We start from the raw sequence: 17,212 nt of genomic DNA, 5'->3' as shown, positions 1-17,212 counted from the left end.
AATGGCAGGCAACAGCATTGGACAACTCTTTAAAGTAACGACTTTTGGCGAATCTCACGGTATTGCATTAGGCTGCATCGTAGATGGCGTGCCACCAAATATGGAACTAAGCGAAGCAGATTTACAACCGGATTTAGACCGCCGCAAGCCCGGCACATCTCGCTATACCACGCCACGCCGTGAAGATGATGAGGTGCAAATTCTCTCCGGTGTATTTGAAGGCAAAACTACCGGCACCAGCATTGGCTTAATCATCAAAAATGGTGACCAACGCTCGCAAGATTACGGAGATATTGCCGAAAAATTCCGCCCGGGACATGCTGACTATACTTACCAACAAAAATACTGTATTCGTGATTACCGAGGTGGTGGGCGTTCTTCCGCTCGTGAAACCGCCATGCGTGTTGCAGCAGGAGCGATTGCCAAAAAATATTTACGCGAACAATTTGGCATTGAAGTCCGTGGTTATTTATCGCAAATCGGAAATGTCAAAATTGACCCTAAAACAGTTGAAAATATAGAGAAAATTGATTGGAATGCGGTTAACAGTAATCCGTTTTTCTGCCCTGATCCTGTTGCTGTTGAAGGTTTTGATGAATTAATTCGCCAACTGAAAAAAGAGGGAGACTCAGTTGGTGCCAAATTGACGGTAATTGCCGAAAGAGTACCTGTGGGATTAGGCGAGCCTGTATTCGATCGTTTAGATGCCGATTTAGCTCACGCATTAATGTCTATCAATGCGGTGAAAGCGGTCGAAATCGGTGATGGTTTTGCGGTTGTTGAGCAACGTGGCAGTGAGCATCGTGATGAAATGACACCGGAAGGTTTTCTATCAAACCACGCAGGCGGTATATTAGGCGGTATTAGTTCGGGGCAACCGATTATTGCCAATATTGCCCTAAAACCGACTTCAAGTATTACTATTCCGGGCAAAAGTGTAAATAAAAACAATGAGGCGGTTGAAGTGATTACCCGTGGCAGACACGATCCTTGCGTGGGCATTCGTGCTGTGCCGATTGCAGAAGCCATGATGGCAATCGTATTGTTGGATCATTTATTACGCTTTAAGGCACAATGCCGTTAAAATTTAATTTGTAATGGCAGGTTAAAACCCGCCTCTACAGGAATCTATGAAATTAGTTAAAACGCTTTTTATTTCAAGCATTGCAATGGTCGCAACCACCGCCAATGCAACCCAATGGGAAAAAATTAAAACCCCTGTGCAAGGTAATGCACAATCTATTGGTGGATACAGCAACGGCTGCATTACCGGTGCACAGCCCCTTGCCTTAAAAGGCGAAGGTTATCAAGTGATCCGCTCACTTAAAAATCGTTATTACGGGCATCCCCAACTACTAGATTACTTAACGAAATTAGCAAAAAAAACCAAAGCTGCCGGCGTGCCAACTATTCTAATTGGTGATATGGGAATGCCCGCTGGCGGACGTTTTGCCTCCGGTCATGCATCTCACCAAACCGGCTTAGATGCAGATATCTGGCTAAAATTTGGACCAATGGACGATAAAACCGCTCAAAACCCGGCAGGGCTTGCAACCATTATGGTAAATCGCACTACCGAACGAGTGGATGATAATTTATGGAATCAACACCACACTAATTTGATCAAACTTGCAGCAACAGACAGTCGTGTAGATCGTATTTTTGTCAACCCTGCTATCAAAGTCAAACTTTGTCAAACAGCCGGCAATGATCGTGGATGGTTACGTAAAATCCGCCCTTGGTATGGACATGACTCCCACTTTCATATTCGTTTAAGCTGTCCGGCTGATGCTCCAAGCTGCGAAAACCAATCACCTGTGCCGGCTGGCGACGGTTGTGGCGAGGAGCTTTATTCTTGGTTTGAGCCGAAAGCCGACACCGACACACCAAGATCAAAAGTGCTGCCAACACCACCGGTTCAATGCCAGATGATTTTATCCGAAAACGGTTTAAACTAATTTGTAAATTTTTTCGCTTTTTTAACCGCTTGCTCTGTTAAACCAAGCGGTTAATTTTCTTTATGGTAATTTTATGCGTTTATTTGTTGCAGAAAAACCCAGCCTCGCCCGTGCGATTGCCGATGTGTTACCTAAACCTCACAGCCAAGGAGATGGCTTTATCCAATGCGGTCAAAATGATATGGTCACTTGGTGTATCGGTCATTTGCTTGAGCAAGCGGAGCCCGATGCTTACGATGAACGCTTTAAAATGTGGCGTATGGAACACCTGCCTATTATTCCGGAGCAATGGAAACTAATTCCGAAAAAAGAGACCTTAAAACAGTTTAAGGTAGTGGAAAAACTCATCAAAAAAGCGGATGTTTTAGTCAATGCCGGCGACCCGGATCGAGAGGGGCAACTATTAGTGGATGAAGTCTTCGGCTATCTAAATTTACCCCCTGAACGCCGTAACCAAATTCAACGTTGCCTGGTAAGCGATCTCAACCCAAGTGCTGTGAGCCGAGCCATCGAAAGATTGCAAAAAAATACCGATTTTATACCGCTTGCAACCTCTGCTCTTGCCCGCGCCAGAGCTGACTGGCTTTATGGCATCAATATGACTCGAGCCTATACGCTGCAAGGGCGTTGGGCTGGATATAAAGGTGTATTATCAGTAGGCAGAGTGCAAACTCCTGTGCTTGGGCTGATTGTTCGCCGAGATTTGGAAATTGAACATTTTGTGCCTAAAGATTATTTCGAAGTATTCGCCCATATTGTAGTACCGGAGACCCAAGAGAAATTTAAAGCACAATGGCAGCCGAGCAAGGCTTGTGAAGATTATCAAGATGAAGATGGACGAGTGTTATCTCGTCCGCTTGCAGAAAATGTAGTAAAACGCATCACCAATCAGCCGGCAAATGTCACCGAATACCAAGATAAAATCGAAAAAGAAACCGCACCGCTTCCCTATTCTCTCTCTGTTTTACAAATGGAAGCGGCGGGTAAATATGGGCTATCGGCTCAAACCGTATTAGATATTTGTCAGAAATTATATGAAACCCATAAGCTGATTACCTACCCTCGCTCCGATAACCGCTATTTGCCGAATGAGCATTTTAACGATCGCTTTAAAGTGATGGCTGCAATCGCCCATCATCTACCGGAATATCAAGAAAAACCGGAAGCAGTCGATCCGAATCAACGCAATCGCTGTTGGAATGACAAAGAGGTTGAGGCACATCATGCGATTATTCCAACCGCTCGCCAAGGCACGGTGCATTTAACCGAAAACGAAAAGCGAATTTATCAGCTGATAGCCCGTCAATATTTATTGCAATTTTGCCCCGATGCGGAGTACCGCAAAAGCAAAATCGGGCTTGAAATTGCAGGCGGGAATTTCATCGCACAAGCCCGCAATTTAGTGGTTGCAGGCTGGAAATCACTTTTAGGCAAAGAAGATAATTTTGATATATCAGAACCGCCACTTCCGATTGTGAAAAAAGGGCAACAACTGCATTGTGAAAACGGCGAAATTATCAGTAAAAAAACACAACCGCCCCGTTATTTTACCGACCGTAGCCTGCTTTCAGCCATGACAGGTATTGCCCGCTTTGTGCAAGATAAAGAACTGAAAAAAATCTTGCGAGAAACCGACGGATTAGGCACCGAAGCCACTCGAGCAGGGATTATCGAATTACTGTTTAAACGTGGTTTTCTCATTCGCAAAGGTAAAAATATCCACAGCACTGAAGCAGGTAGAACGCTGATTCATGCCTTACCTGATTCCGCGACTCAACCTGATATGACGGCTCATTGGGAAATGCAGCTGAATCAAATTAGTAAAAAAGAAACAAGCTATCAACAATTTATGTTTGAGCTAAGCAATCAACTACCTAACTTATTGCAAAGTCCTAATCGGCAAATTTTGCAAAATTTAGCTAAAATTTCACCGCTTGCAGCGAAGCCAAAAGCTCGTTATGCAAAAAAGACAACACAATCTGCTGAAAATTAAGCCAAGCGTTTAAAAATCAGCGTTTTCCTCTTGTCAAAAAGGGATAAATTCTATATTATTCACGCCATTGCAAATTTAGCATAAAGAATACATAGAGAATAAATTAATGTTAATTAATGTCTTAACAATTGCTTATCTTGTTGTTGCCATCTTACTGATTGCATTCGTATTAATGCAGCAAGGTAAAGGCGCTGATGCAGGCGCATCATTTGGTGCTGGTGCTTCAGCTACTGTGTTTGGTTCAGCAGGTTCAGCAAACTTTTTATCAAGAACAACAGCACTATTAGCAACAATCTTCTTTGCAATTAGCTTAGTAATCGGTAACTTAAGTTCACATTCAAAGGCACCAACAAGCCAATTTGAAGATTTAAGCCAAGTTGAACAAAAACAGGTTGAGCCTGTTAAAACAGAAAACAGCGATATCCCTCAATAATCGCTAAAACAAATAAAGCTCTGGTGGTGGAATTGGTAGACACGCCATCTTGAGGGGGTGGTGGACGTAGTCCGTGCGAGTTCAAGTCTCGCCCAGAGCACCATTTAAAAAGCCTGTAAAATCGAAATTTACAGGCTTTTTACTATCTTAGCTCAACACATCTAAACGTCTTTAATCGCAAATTATTGTAACCAAAATTGTGCGAAAAAATAGTTTATTTTCTGCTATTTTCCATGATGCCATATTTCATTTGATGATAAGCAATAATGGCTTTCTTTTGTGGTTCTTGGTTATCTCTTTTATTAGTAAATAAATAAGCTAATAACATAAATGGGGCAACAATCAGTAAAAAGATAAAAGTGATAGCACTCAAACCCCATGCAAGTCCAGCCAATGCAAAAGTTATCAGCATACAAATAAACGAACCAACAAGCAAATATGCAAAGATCGCTTCCATTTTTACCTCTTTATTTAGTATTACCTAATATAATATGAAACGAAATCCAAAAACTCAAGAGAGTTTATCATCCCTTGACAAACCATCAAAATTATTTCCTCCAAGGCTGCTGAATAGCTAACACCCCCTCAAAAATAACAGATAGTATGCAGAAATCAATTAGTATTTCGAGAACATTCCCCTATTTTTTATAGACCAAGCATAATGAATCCAAACAAAAAGGACCAAACCCTTTTCAGAATTTGATCCTTAATTTTAATTAACTTAGCGATTAGCCTTTGTAGTTATATACGTGAGCAACTAAGTCTAATACTTTGTTTGAATAACCTACTTCGTTATCGTACCAAGATACTAATTTAACGAAAGTATCCGTTAATGCGATACCTGCTGCTGCATCGAATACAGAAGTTTCAGTTGCACCGTTGAAGTCTGTTGAAACTACCGCATCTTCTGTGTAGCCTAACACGCCTTTCATTTCGTTTTCTGAAGCACGTTTGATTTCAGCACAGATTTCAGCATAAGTTGCCGGTTTTTCTAAGTTTACCGTTAAGTCAACAACAGAAACGTTTGTGGTTGGGACACGGAAAGCCATACCGGTTAATTTACCGTTTAATGCAGGTAATACTTTACCTACTGCTTTCGCTGCGCCTGTTGATGAAGGGATGATGTTTTGTGAAGCACCACGACCACCACGCCAGTCTTTAGCTGATGGGCCATCTACAGTTTTTTGAGTTGCAGTTGTTGCGTGAACTGTAGTCATTAAACCTTCTTTGATACCGAATTTTTCATGGATAACTTTTGCTAATGGTGCTAAGCAGTTTGTAGTACATGAAGCATTAGAAACGATGTCTTGGCCAGCGTAAGTATCAAAGTTTACACCGTTAACAAACATAGGAGTTGCATCTTTAGATGGACCTGTTAATACAACTTTTTTCGCACCAGCGGTGATGTGTTTACGTGCAGTTTCATCATCTAAGAATAAACCTGTTGCTTCAACTGCGATATCAACACCGATTTCGTCCCATTTTAAGTTAGCAGGATCACGCTCAGCAGTTACACGGATTGCTTTACCGTTAACAACTAATTGACCATCTTTAACTTCAACAGTACCGTCAAAACGACCGTGAGTTGAATCGTATTTTAACATGTAAGCCATATAGTCAACATCGATTAAGTCGTTAATACCAACTACTTCGATGTCATCACGATGTTGTGCTGCACGGAAAACGATACGACCGATACGACCAAAGCCGTTAATACCAATTTTAATTGCCATAGATTTTTCTACCTATATTAAAGTTAAACAAAATTTGTTCTTTATGTACTACTATAAAGATGTGTGGATTATAGCACATCTTCTCTACTTCCTGACAAGCCAAAAGAACGCTTCCAATATAACAGATAAATTTTTTGTGATCTATGTCAAATTTTCAAATTTGAGACGATTTTTAGACGAAAAAACGTTACAATATCAAGCAATTATCAAGGAGGAAATTTGAATGATAAAAGAGATTAAAGATCTAACTGCGCAGCAAATTGAGATATTAATAAATCATGGGACCGAGCGCCCGTTTAGCGGTAAATTTTTAAATGAACACCGGGTGGGAATATACCGTTGTGCCAGATGCCACCATGAGCTATTCAAATCAGATACAAAATTTGATGCAGGTTGTGGCTGGCCAAGTTTTTATGAGGCGATTTCTAAATCCGCGTTACGTTATTTAGATGACTATAGTTTAGGATGCCATAGAACTGAAATTCGTTGTGGTAATTGCGATTCTCATATGGGGCATGTATTTAATGACGGCCCACCTCCAACAGGCTTACGCTTTTGCCTAAATTCAGTTGCCCTAAATTTTAAATGGGCTGAAACCGGCGAGGAAATGGACGGCTAATTACCTATACAAGCGGTTAATTTTGGATAAAAATTTGCAAAAAATTGTCCAATTTTAACCGCTTGTAATAACAGGCGATAAACATATGAAAAAACGCTTACTACTATTAATATTAACTCTTGTTTTATTAGGGAGTGCTTTATTTTTGAACTACAGAAGCCTAACTGTTTACACCACCCCCGAAATTGCTTTCCAAGATTCCAAGAAAAGTATATTTAAAGAGATGGAATTTTCTTCTTATTGGCAATGCTATCAAAATACCGGCGTTCTGCCTGCCTCTAATAAGCGTTTTCAGTTACTTAATTGGAATATTCATAAAGGTAAAGATCCTAACTGGCAAGAAGATCTAAAAAAATTCGCCGAGAAAAAAGATTTTATCCTGTTACAAGAGGCAACCTCCGGGCAGCAAATTTCACAGTTGCTTTCACAGTTTGATACTTCTTTGCATATTTTTGCTTTTCAATACCAACAACAGAAATCAGGTATTCTCAATTTAAGCCACTTAAATGCAGACCGCTATTGCTTCAATGGTTCGCTTGAGCCTTTAATTAGATTACCTAAACTAATGTCTGCAATGCGCTTTCCTTTTGAAAACAATAAGTCATTGCTTATCATCAATGTACATTTGATTAATTTTGATTGGACAAATCATAGTTATCAAAAGCAATTAGATGGCTTAAAAGGGCTTATCCAACAACATCAAGGTGCAGTAATTTTAGCGGGCGATTTTAATGCTTGGAACGAAAAACGAAAAACAAAGCTATTTGAATTAACTAATGCACTACATCTCACTGAAGTAAAAATGACCTCGGATACCCGAACTACAGCATTCGGTTATCCACTTGATTATATTTTCACTCGAGATATCATTACGCATGATGCAACAAGCAAGGAAGTGAAAAGCTCTGACCACAATCCACTTGAACTCGATTTTTCGTTAAAATAGCGTTGAAACTCTTTTGATAAGGACTGTCTTATGCCGTTTTCTTTTACCTGGAGTGGTTTTTTACTCTTAATTAACTTTCTTATTGTGCTGGTGTTCGCAATCAGAGTTTTATATACCCAGCGTAATATAGGGGCCGCTATTGCGTGGCTGATTATCCTCTTTGTTTTCCCCGTGGGGGGCATAATTCTCTATCTATTAGTCGGTGAAACACGAGTGAGTAAAAGACGTCTTGCTCGAACTAAGAAAATGATTAAATTCTACGATGAATTTGCTGAAGAATATATGCCGAGCAAGCATTTCAACCCTGATGATGAAATTCCTTCCGCCCTTAGAGGTATTGAAAAAATGGCAGAGCAAACCACCCGCTTAGGTGCAAGCTCAAATAACAGCATGAAGCTCTTAAGCACAACCGATGATATTCTACAATCTATGATTGAAGATATTGAGCAAGCCAAATCTAGCTGCTTACTGGCATTTTATATTGTTGAACCGGAAGGCAAAATTAATCAGCTGTTAGAGGCGATCAAGGCCGCCGCAGAGCGTGGCATTCATTGCTTTATTTTAGCTGATGATGTGGGTAGTAGCTCTTTCCTCAAAAGTGAATGGCGGGCAAAACTAGAGCAAGTTGGTGTATTTATTCAAACCTCCCTGCCTGTTGGTATTATACAAACACTTTACGGTCGTAATGATTTACGCAACCACCGCAAAATTTTAGTTGTCGATTACCAAATCGGTTATACAGGAAGTTTCAATTTGATCGATCCTGTATTATTTAAAAAAAGCACGGGCATTGGTGAGTGGGTTGATGTGATGATGCGTTGTGAAGGTCCTGTCGTACTTGAAATGGCAGCTGTTTTATATGCAGATATTGTAGTTGAAGATGATGCCAACTTACAGAAAGTAAAAAATCACCTCAACCAACAAGCAAAACAAAATAGCGGTTTAACGCCACCTGCTGATGGCAATGTGATTGCTCAGGTTATTCCTTCTGCTCCGGAGCAAGAAGAAAGCATTATTTACGAAACCATTTTGTGTGCAATCCATCTTGCCACCAAACGTATCGTAATTACTACCCCTTATTTTGTACCGAATGAACCCTTACTGCTGGCACTGACTACCGCAGCACGCAGAGGGGTTGATGTTACCTTGATTTTACCGAGAAAAAATGACTCCAGAATGGTGCATTATGCGTCTCGTGCTTATTTCCCATTATTGCTCAAGCACAATGTTAAAATTGCCCGTTTTGATCAAGGCATGCTCCATACCAAGACATTGGTAGTTGATGATGAGTTCAGCCTATTCGGCACAGTAAATATGGATATGCGAAGTTTCTTCTTGAATTTAGAAATCAGCCTTGCGATTTATGATAAAAAGATGACTAAAGAAATAGCCCAACTTCAAGAAAAATACCTAGAACAAAGTGAATTAATTACTCCAAAAGGTTGGCGTTATCGTATCAAATTGTGGGGGCTAGTTGAAAACATTGTCAGATTGATGAGTCCACTACTCTAAACAAAAAAACAAGCGGTCAAAATCAGGGAATTTTTTGCAAATTTTCATCCGATTTTGACCGCTTGCTTATCTGATTCTCATATTACGCTAAAATATTTTTTGCAATAATATCACCCATTTCCGAAGTTGAAAGTGGTTTGCTTTCATCCGCTAAATCAGCGGTGCGATAACCATCTGCTAAGGCTTTTTGAATTGCTGCTTCAATTGCATCTGCTGCCTCATTTAAGTTAAAGCTATAGCGTAACATCATCGCTGCCGATAAAATCTGGGCAATCGGATTAGCAATATTTTTACCTGCGATATCAGGCGCGGAGCCACCCGCCGGCTCATATAAGCCAAAACCTTTTTCATTCAAACTTGCAGACGGCAACATCCCCATTGACCCCGTGATCATCGCTGCTTCATCAGAGATAATATCACCGAAAATATTTGAACATAATAAAATATCAAAGGATTCAGGGGATTTGATAAGCTGCATTGTCGCATTATCAATGTACATGTGTTCTAAAGTCACTTCAGGGAACTCTTTTGCGATTTCAGTAACGGTTTCACGCCATAAAATCGAGCTTTGTAGCACGTTGGCTTTATCCACCGAAGTAACATGTTTTTTACGCTTCATGGCAGATTCAAACGCCACACGGGCAATACGTTCAATTTCATATTTGTAATAAACTTCCGTATCAAAAGCTCGGGTTTGTGAACCTTCTCCGTCTCTACCTTTTGGCTGACCAAAATAAATACCACTGGTTAATTCACGTACGACCACCATATCAAACCCTTTTGCCGCGATATCTGCACGTAACGGGCAAAATTTTTCCAGCCCTTTGTAAAGGGCTGCTGGGCGTAAGTTACAAAATAACGCAAAATGTTTACGTAGTGGTAAAAGCGAGCCACGCTCCGGCTGTTCATCGGGCGGTAAATGAGTCCATTTCGGTCCGCCAACCGAACCGAATAAAATTGCATCAGCCTCTTCACAACCTTTTAATGTATTTTCAGGTAAGGCTTTGCCTTGTGCATCAATCGCCTCTCCACCGATGTTATATTCATTAAAATTCAGTTTAAAGCCAAATTTTTGCTGGGTAGCCTCTAATACTTTGATTGCTTGAGCCATCACTTCAGGGCCGATTCCATCTCCAGCCAAAACGGCGATGTTGTAAGTTTGCATATAAAATCCTCTTTAAAATAATAACATTTGAGTCTGCTACATTCTGCCTTAAAATCGTTTTTTTTAAAATGAGTTTTTCAGCAGACTTCACAAAAATAGCGTAAAATAGCTGAGTATTTGGAGATTTTTTGATGAAATTAACCGCTTGTAGAACCGCTATCCTACTCTATTTGGTCTTTAATTTGGCTGCTTGTGGCACAATTATCAGCCTGGTTGAGCAGGATTACAGCGTATATGCCGGCGTAACAAAAGATTTTTACGCCATGCAAGAAGGGGGCGTATTCGCTATACTTGCTGTGATCGATTTACCTTTAAGCTTTGTATTAGATACACTGATGCTACCGGTTACCTTAACCCAATAGTACAAGCGGTTAAATCAAACTGATATTTGCTGATATGAGCTTGCTCTTTAAATATGAGTTACTCCGACAATTCCGCTACCATCAACGGCATCTGTTCTTGCTGTTTTTTCAATAGATTCTGCTCTCTAAAATTAATCGGAAAATGGCAAGCAAATTCATGCTGTTTAACTTTTACCAATGGTGGTTTATTCACACATTTCTTTTGAGCAAACGGACAACGAGGCCCCAAACGGCAACCTATAGGCATTTCTTGTAACATAGGCACTGAACCTCTTAAAGTATTGAGGCTACTTTTAAAGGCTAATGGCTGTGAGAAATCCGGCATACTATTTAATAAAACCCGAGTGTAAGGATGATAAGGTGATTCCAGAATACTTTCCTTATCTGCAATTTCTACCGTTTGCCCACAATAAAGCACATTATAAGAATCTACCCAGTTTTGAATACTCCGCATATCATTACTCACTAATAAAATGGAGGTTCCTAAGTTTTTATTCATACTGGAAAGCAAACGATAAATTTGCAACTGAGTAGTCGATTCCATAATATTCGTCGGCTCATCCGCCACTAATAATCTAGGTTGATTGGCAATTGCCATCGCAATCATGACTTTTTGTGCTTCACCTTCAGTAATATCTTTCGGATAACTTGTCATAATATCTTGATGATCACGTACGCCAACCCTATGTAACAGCTCAATCGCTTTTTTCTTCTTCCAGCCGAACCATTGCCACCATTTTCCTTTGAAATGAATAGTTTGCATCAATTGTTTGCCCACTTGTTGGCTTGGGTCTAGGCTGGTAAGCGGATCTTGAAACACCATGGAAATCTGATCGCCCACCAATTTTCGGCGTTCTTTGGGGGAGAGTTTTAATAATTCTACATCATTAAAACGAAAGCGATCAGCAGTTACCGTCCATTCGTCTTTGGTAATGCCACAGATAACTTTGGCTATCAAACTTTTTCCCGAACCGGACTCTCCGACCAAGCCGCAAATTTCGCCCTCATCAAGAGTCAAATTGATATTATCGACCATTTTCATCCGCCCTTTTGGTGTGTTTATTTCAATACTTAAATGGCGGATATCCAGTAATGCCATAATGTTCCTTATGTGTAAATTTTGACAAAATTATGACCGCTTGTAGCGTTCTACATGCTGCTTTAGGGAAATGGAGAAGATTCTTTATTCCTTTCGATACTTTTCAAATACATTGCTTAAACGAGTACCAAGCATTGTAATTGCAAAAATACTGAAAATAATAGCCAGCCCCGGTAATACAACGGTCCAAGGGGCAACATAAATCAGCTCCATTGATTCTCGGATCATCGCTCCCCATTCAGGTGTTGGATTCTGTGCGCCTAACATAATAAAGCTTAATGCACTGATGTCTAAAACTGCAATCACAAAAATATGTGATAATTCTTTAATTGCAACCCCGGTTAAATTTGGAATAATCACTTCTCGAATAAGATACCAGCGACTTGCCCCATCTAATCTGAGCGTGATGATATACTCTTTTTTTAATTGCTGCTCAGTCGCTTGATAAATTTTATGGATAAAATGTGGCAACATAGCTAAAAAAATCGCCAGCATTGCGTTAATCAAACTTGCATCCATTAAGGTGGCAATAATAATGGCAATTAATAAAATTGGCATAAATAAGAAGGTATCAAACAGATGGCTGATAAACCAAAATGAACGCCCTTTTTTTAAGCCGGCAATAATTCCAATAAAGCCTCCAAATAAAGCGACTAATCCGGTAATCATTAATGCAGAACCGACTGTATAATAAAAACCATAGAGAATACGACTTAAAATATCTCGCCCTAAATCATCTGTTCCTAAAAAATGACTAATTTGCCCTTTTTCATCCCATGACGGAGGCATTAATTCTAAACCGACAAACTGCTGGTTATAATCATAAGGCGCTAATAAACTACCGAAAAAAACCAGTATTAATAAAAAAAGAAAAAGATAAAAACTCCCAAGGGCCACCTTATCTTGTCTGAAATAATGCCAGAATTTTTTAAGCAATTCCGTCTCTCTAAATTGTTCGGCTTCTCTAATGAGCTCCATACCAATCCTTTTTCTCTGAAGGGTCTAAAATCACACGAATAAAGCCTGTTATCATATCCACACTGAGTACAAATACCCCTATTGCCACTACACCGGCTGAAATCGCATTGTAATCTTGAATAGCAAGAGCATTAATCAACCAACGGCCAATTCCACCCCAACTAAAGATTGTTTCAATCAACATACCAAAGGCAAAAATTAAAATAAAGGTACGGGCAATCATCGGTAAAAGTGAGGGCAACGTATTACGAAGAATATGTGTCGTCCAAATTCGAAATGGTGTCCAACCACGAGTTTTTGCCACTTTAATATAGTTCTGTTTCATTACATAACTGGCTCGTGCCTGAGTCACGTGCATTATTTCTAATGTTGCAGGAACTGCCAAAATCAGTGTTGGTAAAGCTAAATGATGTAAAGCACTTTGTATCATCTTTAATTTATATGGACTGTCTGATAGCCAAATATCCAGTAACAAAAATCCGGTTATACTTTCTTTCGGATAAATCGAATGCATTTCACCAATAGCGGCGATCTCCCATTGATGCAAAGAGGCATAATACATTAAAACTAATGCGAGCCAGAATACCGGCACCGCCAAGCTTAATGAACCTAACATATTTAATGCTTTGCCCAACATATTGCTTTTTTGCGTGGCAGAGAAAAAGCCAAGCGGCACACCTAAAATCAATGAAAGTAGCAATGCCGATAAACAAAGTGTGATCGTTGCCGGAAACACCTGTAAAATCTGAGCCGTCAAAGGCTCGCCATTGCTAAAACTAATACCAAAATCACCGGCTAATAACCCTTTGAGATAGTTAAAATAAGCCCCAAACCAATTCATATCCGTTAAGCGATTGAGCGGGTCTCGTAGCAAAATATGAAAACTGATAATTGATAGAACAATCAGTGTAATAAATGTCAAAAACATTTTTCGGATTAATGCAGTTAACATAAATTATTGCCCCTTTTCCTTACCTGCTGCGAGTCGCAATTCAGATAATTTTACTTGCCCAAAAGGAGATATTTCTGCATTTTGCACAACATTATCTATTACCAAAACCCGATTAGCATTCACTAAAGGTAAAATCGGTAATTGCTCTTCTAATAATTTTTGTGAAAATTCATATAACAGGTGAGACGAGGAAGCATCTTCACTCAAACGAGCCGTTTGTAGCCAAAAATCAAAATCTTCGTTACACCAATTCGACAAATTCGTCACCGTATCCGCCATTTTACAGCTCAATATTGCCTCCAAAAAACTGTTAGGATCTAAGTTGTTCGCCAACCACCCGCCTAAAATCAGATCATAATCGGCGGTTTTATTTTCTAGCTGTTGAACCAAATAAGCCCTACTGACTAGGCGAATATCAACCTCAATTTGCTGTGCGCTCAAATCCGCACGAATCATCTCCGCCATCTTAATCGGATGCGGATTGTACACCCGCTTTTCATCAATCACCCACAATTTCAAGCGGTCATTTTTTGCAAAATTTTTACTGTTTTCGACCGTTTGTTCCGGCTGCCGATGGGCTAAATATGGGTAACTATCGGGATTTTTCTTCTGCCAAAGTGCTGTAGGTAACACGTTATCCGCCACTTCACCTGTGCCGTAGAATAACTTATCGGCAATACGCTGGCGATTGATGCTTTGGGCAATTTTCTGACGAAAAGCCAAATCTTCGCCGATAGGTCTTTGCATATTAAATGCTAAATAAACCAAATTTGCCCCTTTACTGCTGATTAGCCGCTCGTTTTTCAATACCGAAAGTTGGCTTGGCTCAGGGAAAGCAACAATATGGCACTCATTATTTAAAAACTTTGCCATTCGCCCGGTAGCTTCTGTCGAGAAATCTACAATCATATTTTGAATGTGAGCTTTTTTCCCCCAATAATACGGATTAGGTTTTAACCTTACGTCATTGTTATTTTCATAACTTTCTAACTGGTAAACCCCTGTCCCAACCGGCAATAAATCCAGTTGTGCTAAATTTTCATCGGCATTCAGCTGTAAGGCATACTCTTTCGATAAAATCACAGCATATTGGCTGGCAAGATGAGCCAAAATAGATGAATCCGGTTTTGACAGCTCAATCTTAACCACATGTGTGGAAGGAGCGGAAATTCGAACGATTTTATTACGTAAATCAACACTTTCAAAATAAGGATAATAAATCTGCCTTGCGGCTTTTTGGTAAATATAGCTTTGATGTTGATGGTGTAAAGTACCACTTATATCAGACAAGCTGATTTCGGGCAAATCTGTTACATTACCCATCATGCGGTTTAACGAAAAAACCACATCCTCTGCATTAAATTTACGGGTGGGAGTAAACCATTTTGTCGAATGAAACGACACATTTTTCCGTAAATAAAGTGTAATGATTAAGCCATTCTCACTAATAGAATAATGCTCGACCAATGCAGATTCGAGTTGATTCTTTTTCGGATTAAATTCAAATAATTTATCATAAATCTGCTCTGTGACTACGTTCATATTAGAACTAAGATCTGACTTTTGCGGATTAAACGAAAAGCCCGATGAGGTTGTACAATAAACTAGACTGTTCTCCTGCAACTCTTTAGGTATACGAGGAGCGGCACAAGCGGTCGAATTTAGAGAAAAATTTGCAAAAAGTGCTAAGAAAACAACCGCTAGTTTATTCATTTTTACCATTTCCGCTTTTTGTTAAACCATATTGGCGTAGCTTATTTGCAACCGCTGTATGCGATAGCCCTAATCTTTGAGCCAATTTTCGAGTGCTCGGATATTCTGCATAAAATTTTTGCAACAGTTTTGCTTCATATTGATTCATTAATTCTTCTAACGTCTCACTCCCTGTTTCTATTTCATCCATTTGGGATAATTCATTCGGTAAATTTAAATCTTTAACGGCTAAATGCCCTGCATAAGAGAGTGTGCAAGCTCGATAAATCGCATTATAAAGCTCTCTTAAATTACCTGACCAACGATGATTTTGCAGTGCTTGTAAGAATTGCTCGTCATATTCCAATTTACTCACGCCTAACTGCTTACTAATGTGAGCAATAAAAGCCTCAGCTAGAAGCGGGATATCCTCTTTCCTCTCTCTTAATGGCGGTAAATCAAGGGTCAGTACATTTAAACGATGATAAAGATCTTCTCTGACTTTCCCCTCTACCACCAACTGCGATAACGGTTTTTGCGAGGTGCAAACCACGCGGACATCCACTTGAATTTCTTTATCTTCTCCCACTCGACGGAAAGAACCATCATTTAAAAAACGTAACAACTTTGCTTGCATTTCAAGGGATAATTCAGAAATAGAATCCAATAACACTGTTCCACCATTAGCATATTCAAAAAAGCCAATATTTTCTACGCCATTGCCCCGATGTCCAAACATTTCCGACTCAGCTTCTTCTGACGGTAAGCCGGCACAATTTACTGCAATAAATTTTTCTGCACTTCTGCTACTGAAATTATGACAAGCTTTCGCAAATAAGTCTTTTCCTGTACCGGTTTCTCCTTGAATCAATAAAGGGGCATTTAAATTGGCAAATTTTTTAGCCTGTGCAATCACTTGCTTCATTTTTTCCGATTCCCCAATAATTTTTTCAAAACACGCTAGATTTTCCGTCATCAAGAGACTCCCCCTTATTTGCAAAATTTTGGATGAATAATACCGCTATTTTTTACTTTTGGAAACTTTTGTTTACAACCCGAAAGTATTATTTAAGCTACTTGATTTACAATTTCCTTGAGATCTTCTAAACTTAAGCTACTTTTAATCGTAACAAGCGGTTAAAAAACTTCATTTTTTTGCAAAAGGGGCATCCTATGTATTTAGAACAAATTAAAGCGGAACTTCAAGAAGCTGCAGATGTATTAGATAAATTTATGTCTGATGAAAATAACATTAAACTAATTCAAGAAGCAGCCTTGTTGATTTCAAACAGTTTCAAACAAGGTGGCAAAGTGCTTTCTTGCGGGAATGGCGGCTCACACTGTGATGCTATGCATTTTGCGGAAGAATTAACCGGTCGCTACCGCGAAAACCGCCCAGGTTATCCGGCAATTGCGATTTCTGATGTGAGCCATTTAAGCTGTGTGAGTAATGATTTTGGCTATGAATATGTCTTTTCCCGTTACTTAGAAGCTGTCGGACAAAAAGGCGATGTGCTATTTGGTTTATCAACTTCGGGCAATTCTAAAAACGTGCTGAATGCGATTAAAGTTGCAAAAGAAAAAGGGATGAAAGTCATTGCCATGACAGGCAAAGATGGTGGTCAAATGGCAGGCTTAGCCGATGTCGAAATCCGTGTACCACACTTCCGCTATGCAGACCGAATCCAAGAAATTCACATTAAAGTCATCCATATTTTAATGATGTTAATTGAATTTGAAATGGCAAAAGCTTAACAGTTAAAAGGCGTT

17 protein-coding genes and 1 tRNA gene are annotated in these 17,212 nt (G+C 39.6%); 10 read left to right on the top strand and 8 right to left on the bottom strand.

Annotated features, from left to right (window positions below; genetic code table 11):
• Position 1 precedes the first annotated feature (1 nt).
• The 5 genes from aroC to A6B41_RS04995 all read left to right on the top strand — a co-directional run bounded on the left by aroC (position 2) and on the right by A6B41_RS04995 (position 4,487).
• A complete protein-coding gene (gene aroC / locus A6B41_RS05015; protein WP_027074722.1) occupies positions 2–1,084 on the top strand; it encodes a chorismate synthase in 1,083 nt (360 codons plus the stop codon).
• A 46-nt stretch (positions 1,085–1,130) separates the two neighbouring features.
• Positions 1,131–1,958 carry a penicillin-insensitive murein endopeptidase gene (gene mepA, locus A6B41_RS05010; RefSeq protein WP_027074723.1) on the top strand — a complete coding sequence of 276 codons (828 nt, stop codon included), beginning with the start codon at positions 1,131–1,133 and terminating at the stop codon, positions 1,956–1,958.
• A 73-nt stretch (positions 1,959–2,031) separates the two neighbouring features.
• Entirely contained in the window at positions 2,032–3,951 is a 1,920-nt protein-coding gene (locus A6B41_RS05005; protein WP_027074724.1) for a DNA topoisomerase III, read from the top strand.
• A gap of 106 nt (positions 3,952–4,057) precedes the next feature.
• Positions 4,058–4,384: a preprotein translocase subunit SecG gene (gene secG / locus A6B41_RS05000; protein ID WP_027074725.1), complete on the top strand. Its 327-nt coding sequence runs from the start codon at positions 4,058–4,060 to the stop codon at positions 4,382–4,384.
• A gap of 17 nt (positions 4,385–4,401) precedes the next feature.
• Positions 4,402–4,487, top strand: a tRNA-Leu gene (locus A6B41_RS04995).
• 111 nt (positions 4,488–4,598) lie between these two features.
• Here the strand turns inward: A6B41_RS04995 and A6B41_RS04990 are convergent.
• Together A6B41_RS04990 and gap are read right to left on the bottom strand one after the other, a co-directional pair.
• Entirely contained in the window at positions 4,599–4,841 is a 243-nt protein-coding gene (locus A6B41_RS04990; RefSeq protein ID WP_027074726.1) for a hypothetical protein, read from the bottom strand.
• A 271-nt stretch (positions 4,842–5,112) separates the two neighbouring features.
• Positions 5,113–6,117, bottom strand: a complete 1,005-nt coding sequence (gene gap, locus A6B41_RS04985; protein ID WP_027074727.1) for a type I glyceraldehyde-3-phosphate dehydrogenase — start codon at positions 6,115–6,117, stop codon at positions 5,113–5,115.
• 223 nt (positions 6,118–6,340) lie between these two features.
• Between gap and msrB the strand changes: the two genes are divergently transcribed.
• From msrB to cls, 3 genes are all read left to right on the top strand, one after another.
• Positions 6,341–6,736 (top strand): peptide-methionine (R)-S-oxide reductase MsrB, encoded by a 396-nt coding sequence (gene msrB, locus A6B41_RS04980; RefSeq protein WP_027074728.1) that lies wholly within the window; start codon positions 6,341–6,343, stop codon positions 6,734–6,736.
• Positions 6,737–6,821: 85 nt separating this feature from the next.
• Complete coding sequence (locus A6B41_RS04975) at positions 6,822–7,682, top strand: endonuclease/exonuclease/phosphatase family protein (protein ID WP_027074729.1); 861 nt, start codon at positions 6,822–6,824, stop codon at positions 7,680–7,682.
• 30 nt (positions 7,683–7,712) lie between these two features.
• Positions 7,713–9,194, top strand: coding sequence for a cardiolipin synthase (gene cls / locus A6B41_RS04970; protein WP_027074730.1), 1,482 nt, complete (start codon positions 7,713–7,715; stop codon positions 9,192–9,194).
• A gap of 82 nt (positions 9,195–9,276) precedes the next feature.
• Here the strand turns inward: cls and leuB are convergent, their stop codons facing one another.
• Positions 9,277–10,359 (bottom strand): 3-isopropylmalate dehydrogenase, encoded by a 1,083-nt coding sequence (gene leuB, locus A6B41_RS04965; protein ID WP_027074731.1) that lies wholly within the window; start codon positions 10,357–10,359, stop codon positions 9,277–9,279.
• A gap of 131 nt (positions 10,360–10,490) precedes the next feature.
• Between leuB and A6B41_RS04960 the strand changes: the two genes are divergently transcribed.
• Entirely contained in the window at positions 10,491–10,721 is a 231-nt protein-coding gene (locus A6B41_RS04960; RefSeq protein WP_027074732.1) for a YceK/YidQ family lipoprotein, read from the top strand.
• A 58-nt stretch (positions 10,722–10,779) separates the two neighbouring features.
• Here the strand turns inward: A6B41_RS04960 and A6B41_RS04955 are convergent, their stop codons facing one another.
• From A6B41_RS04955 to A6B41_RS04935, 5 genes are all read right to left on the bottom strand, one after another.
• The gene (locus A6B41_RS04955; RefSeq protein ID WP_027074733.1) at positions 10,780–11,820 is read right to left on the bottom strand and encodes a peptide ABC transporter ATP-binding protein; all 1,041 of its coding nucleotides are present in this window, start codon (positions 11,818–11,820) and stop codon (positions 10,780–10,782) included.
• Positions 11,821–11,904: 84 nt separating this feature from the next.
• Entirely contained in the window at positions 11,905–12,798 is an 894-nt protein-coding gene (locus tag A6B41_RS04950; protein WP_027074734.1) for an ABC transporter permease subunit, read from the bottom strand.
• On the bottom strand, positions 12,785–13,750 hold the full coding sequence (locus A6B41_RS04945; RefSeq protein ID WP_027074735.1) for an ABC transporter permease: 966 nt from the start codon (positions 13,748–13,750) through the stop codon (positions 12,785–12,787). The genes A6B41_RS04950 and A6B41_RS04945 overlap by 14 nt, the downstream gene beginning before the upstream one ends.
• Before the next feature lie 3 nt (positions 13,751–13,753).
• Complete coding sequence (locus A6B41_RS04940) at positions 13,754–15,472, bottom strand: ABC transporter substrate-binding protein (protein WP_027074736.1); 1,719 nt, start codon at positions 15,470–15,472, stop codon at positions 13,754–13,756.
• Positions 15,456–16,418, bottom strand: coding sequence for a sigma 54-interacting transcriptional regulator (locus A6B41_RS04935; protein ID WP_027074737.1), 963 nt, complete (start codon positions 16,416–16,418; stop codon positions 15,456–15,458). The genes A6B41_RS04940 and A6B41_RS04935 overlap by 17 nt, the downstream gene beginning before the upstream one ends.
• Positions 16,419–16,615: 197 nt before the next feature.
• On the opposite strand from A6B41_RS04935, the gene lpcA reads away from it, so the two are divergent.
• On the top strand, positions 16,616–17,197 hold the full coding sequence (gene lpcA / locus A6B41_RS04930; RefSeq protein WP_027074738.1) for a D-sedoheptulose 7-phosphate isomerase: 582 nt from the start codon (positions 16,616–16,618) through the stop codon (positions 17,195–17,197).
• Positions 17,198–17,212 lie beyond the last annotated feature (15 nt).

The organism is Mannheimia granulomatis, assembly GCF_013377255.1.
Taxonomy (GTDB): Bacteria; Pseudomonadota; Gammaproteobacteria; order Enterobacterales; family Pasteurellaceae; genus Mannheimia; species Mannheimia granulomatis.
Note: the sequence above shows the minus strand (reverse complement) of the source record. Positions and strands in the feature narration are given on the sequence as shown.

Coding starts and splice junctions, on each gene's coding strand:
- aroC (WP_027074722.1), top strand. CDS start 2: ATGGCAGGCAACAGCATTGGACAACTCTTTAAAGTAACGACTTTTGGC.
- mepA (WP_027074723.1), top strand. CDS start 1,131: ATGAAATTAGTTAAAACGCTTTTTATTTCAAGCATTGCAATGGTCGCA.
- A6B41_RS05005 (WP_027074724.1), top strand. CDS start 2,032: ATGCGTTTATTTGTTGCAGAAAAACCCAGCCTCGCCCGTGCGATTGCC.
- secG (WP_027074725.1), top strand. CDS start 4,058: ATGTTAATTAATGTCTTAACAATTGCTTATCTTGTTGTTGCCATCTTA.
- A6B41_RS04990 (WP_027074726.1), bottom strand. CDS start 4,841: ATGGAAGCGATCTTTGCATATTTGCTTGTTGGTTCGTTTATTTGTATG.
- gap (WP_027074727.1), bottom strand. CDS start 6,117: ATGGCAATTAAAATTGGTATTAACGGCTTTGGTCGTATCGGTCGTATC.
- msrB (WP_027074728.1), top strand. CDS start 6,341: ATGATAAAAGAGATTAAAGATCTAACTGCGCAGCAAATTGAGATATTA.
- A6B41_RS04975 (WP_027074729.1), top strand. CDS start 6,822: ATGAAAAAACGCTTACTACTATTAATATTAACTCTTGTTTTATTAGGG.
- cls (WP_027074730.1), top strand. CDS start 7,713: ATGCCGTTTTCTTTTACCTGGAGTGGTTTTTTACTCTTAATTAACTTT.
- leuB (WP_027074731.1), bottom strand. CDS start 10,359: ATGCAAACTTACAACATCGCCGTTTTGGCTGGAGATGGAATCGGCCCT.
- A6B41_RS04960 (WP_027074732.1), top strand. CDS start 10,491: ATGAAATTAACCGCTTGTAGAACCGCTATCCTACTCTATTTGGTCTTT.
- A6B41_RS04955 (WP_027074733.1), bottom strand. CDS start 11,820: ATGGCATTACTGGATATCCGCCATTTAAGTATTGAAATAAACACACCA.
- A6B41_RS04950 (WP_027074734.1), bottom strand. CDS start 12,798: ATGGAGCTCATTAGAGAAGCCGAACAATTTAGAGAGACGGAATTGCTT.
- A6B41_RS04945 (WP_027074735.1), bottom strand. CDS start 13,750: ATGTTAACTGCATTAATCCGAAAAATGTTTTTGACATTTATTACACTG.
- A6B41_RS04940 (WP_027074736.1), bottom strand. CDS start 15,472: ATGGTAAAAATGAATAAACTAGCGGTTGTTTTCTTAGCACTTTTTGCA.
- A6B41_RS04935 (WP_027074737.1), bottom strand. CDS start 16,418: ATGACGGAAAATCTAGCGTGTTTTGAAAAAATTATTGGGGAATCGGAA.
- lpcA (WP_027074738.1), top strand. CDS start 16,616: ATGTATTTAGAACAAATTAAAGCGGAACTTCAAGAAGCTGCAGATGTA.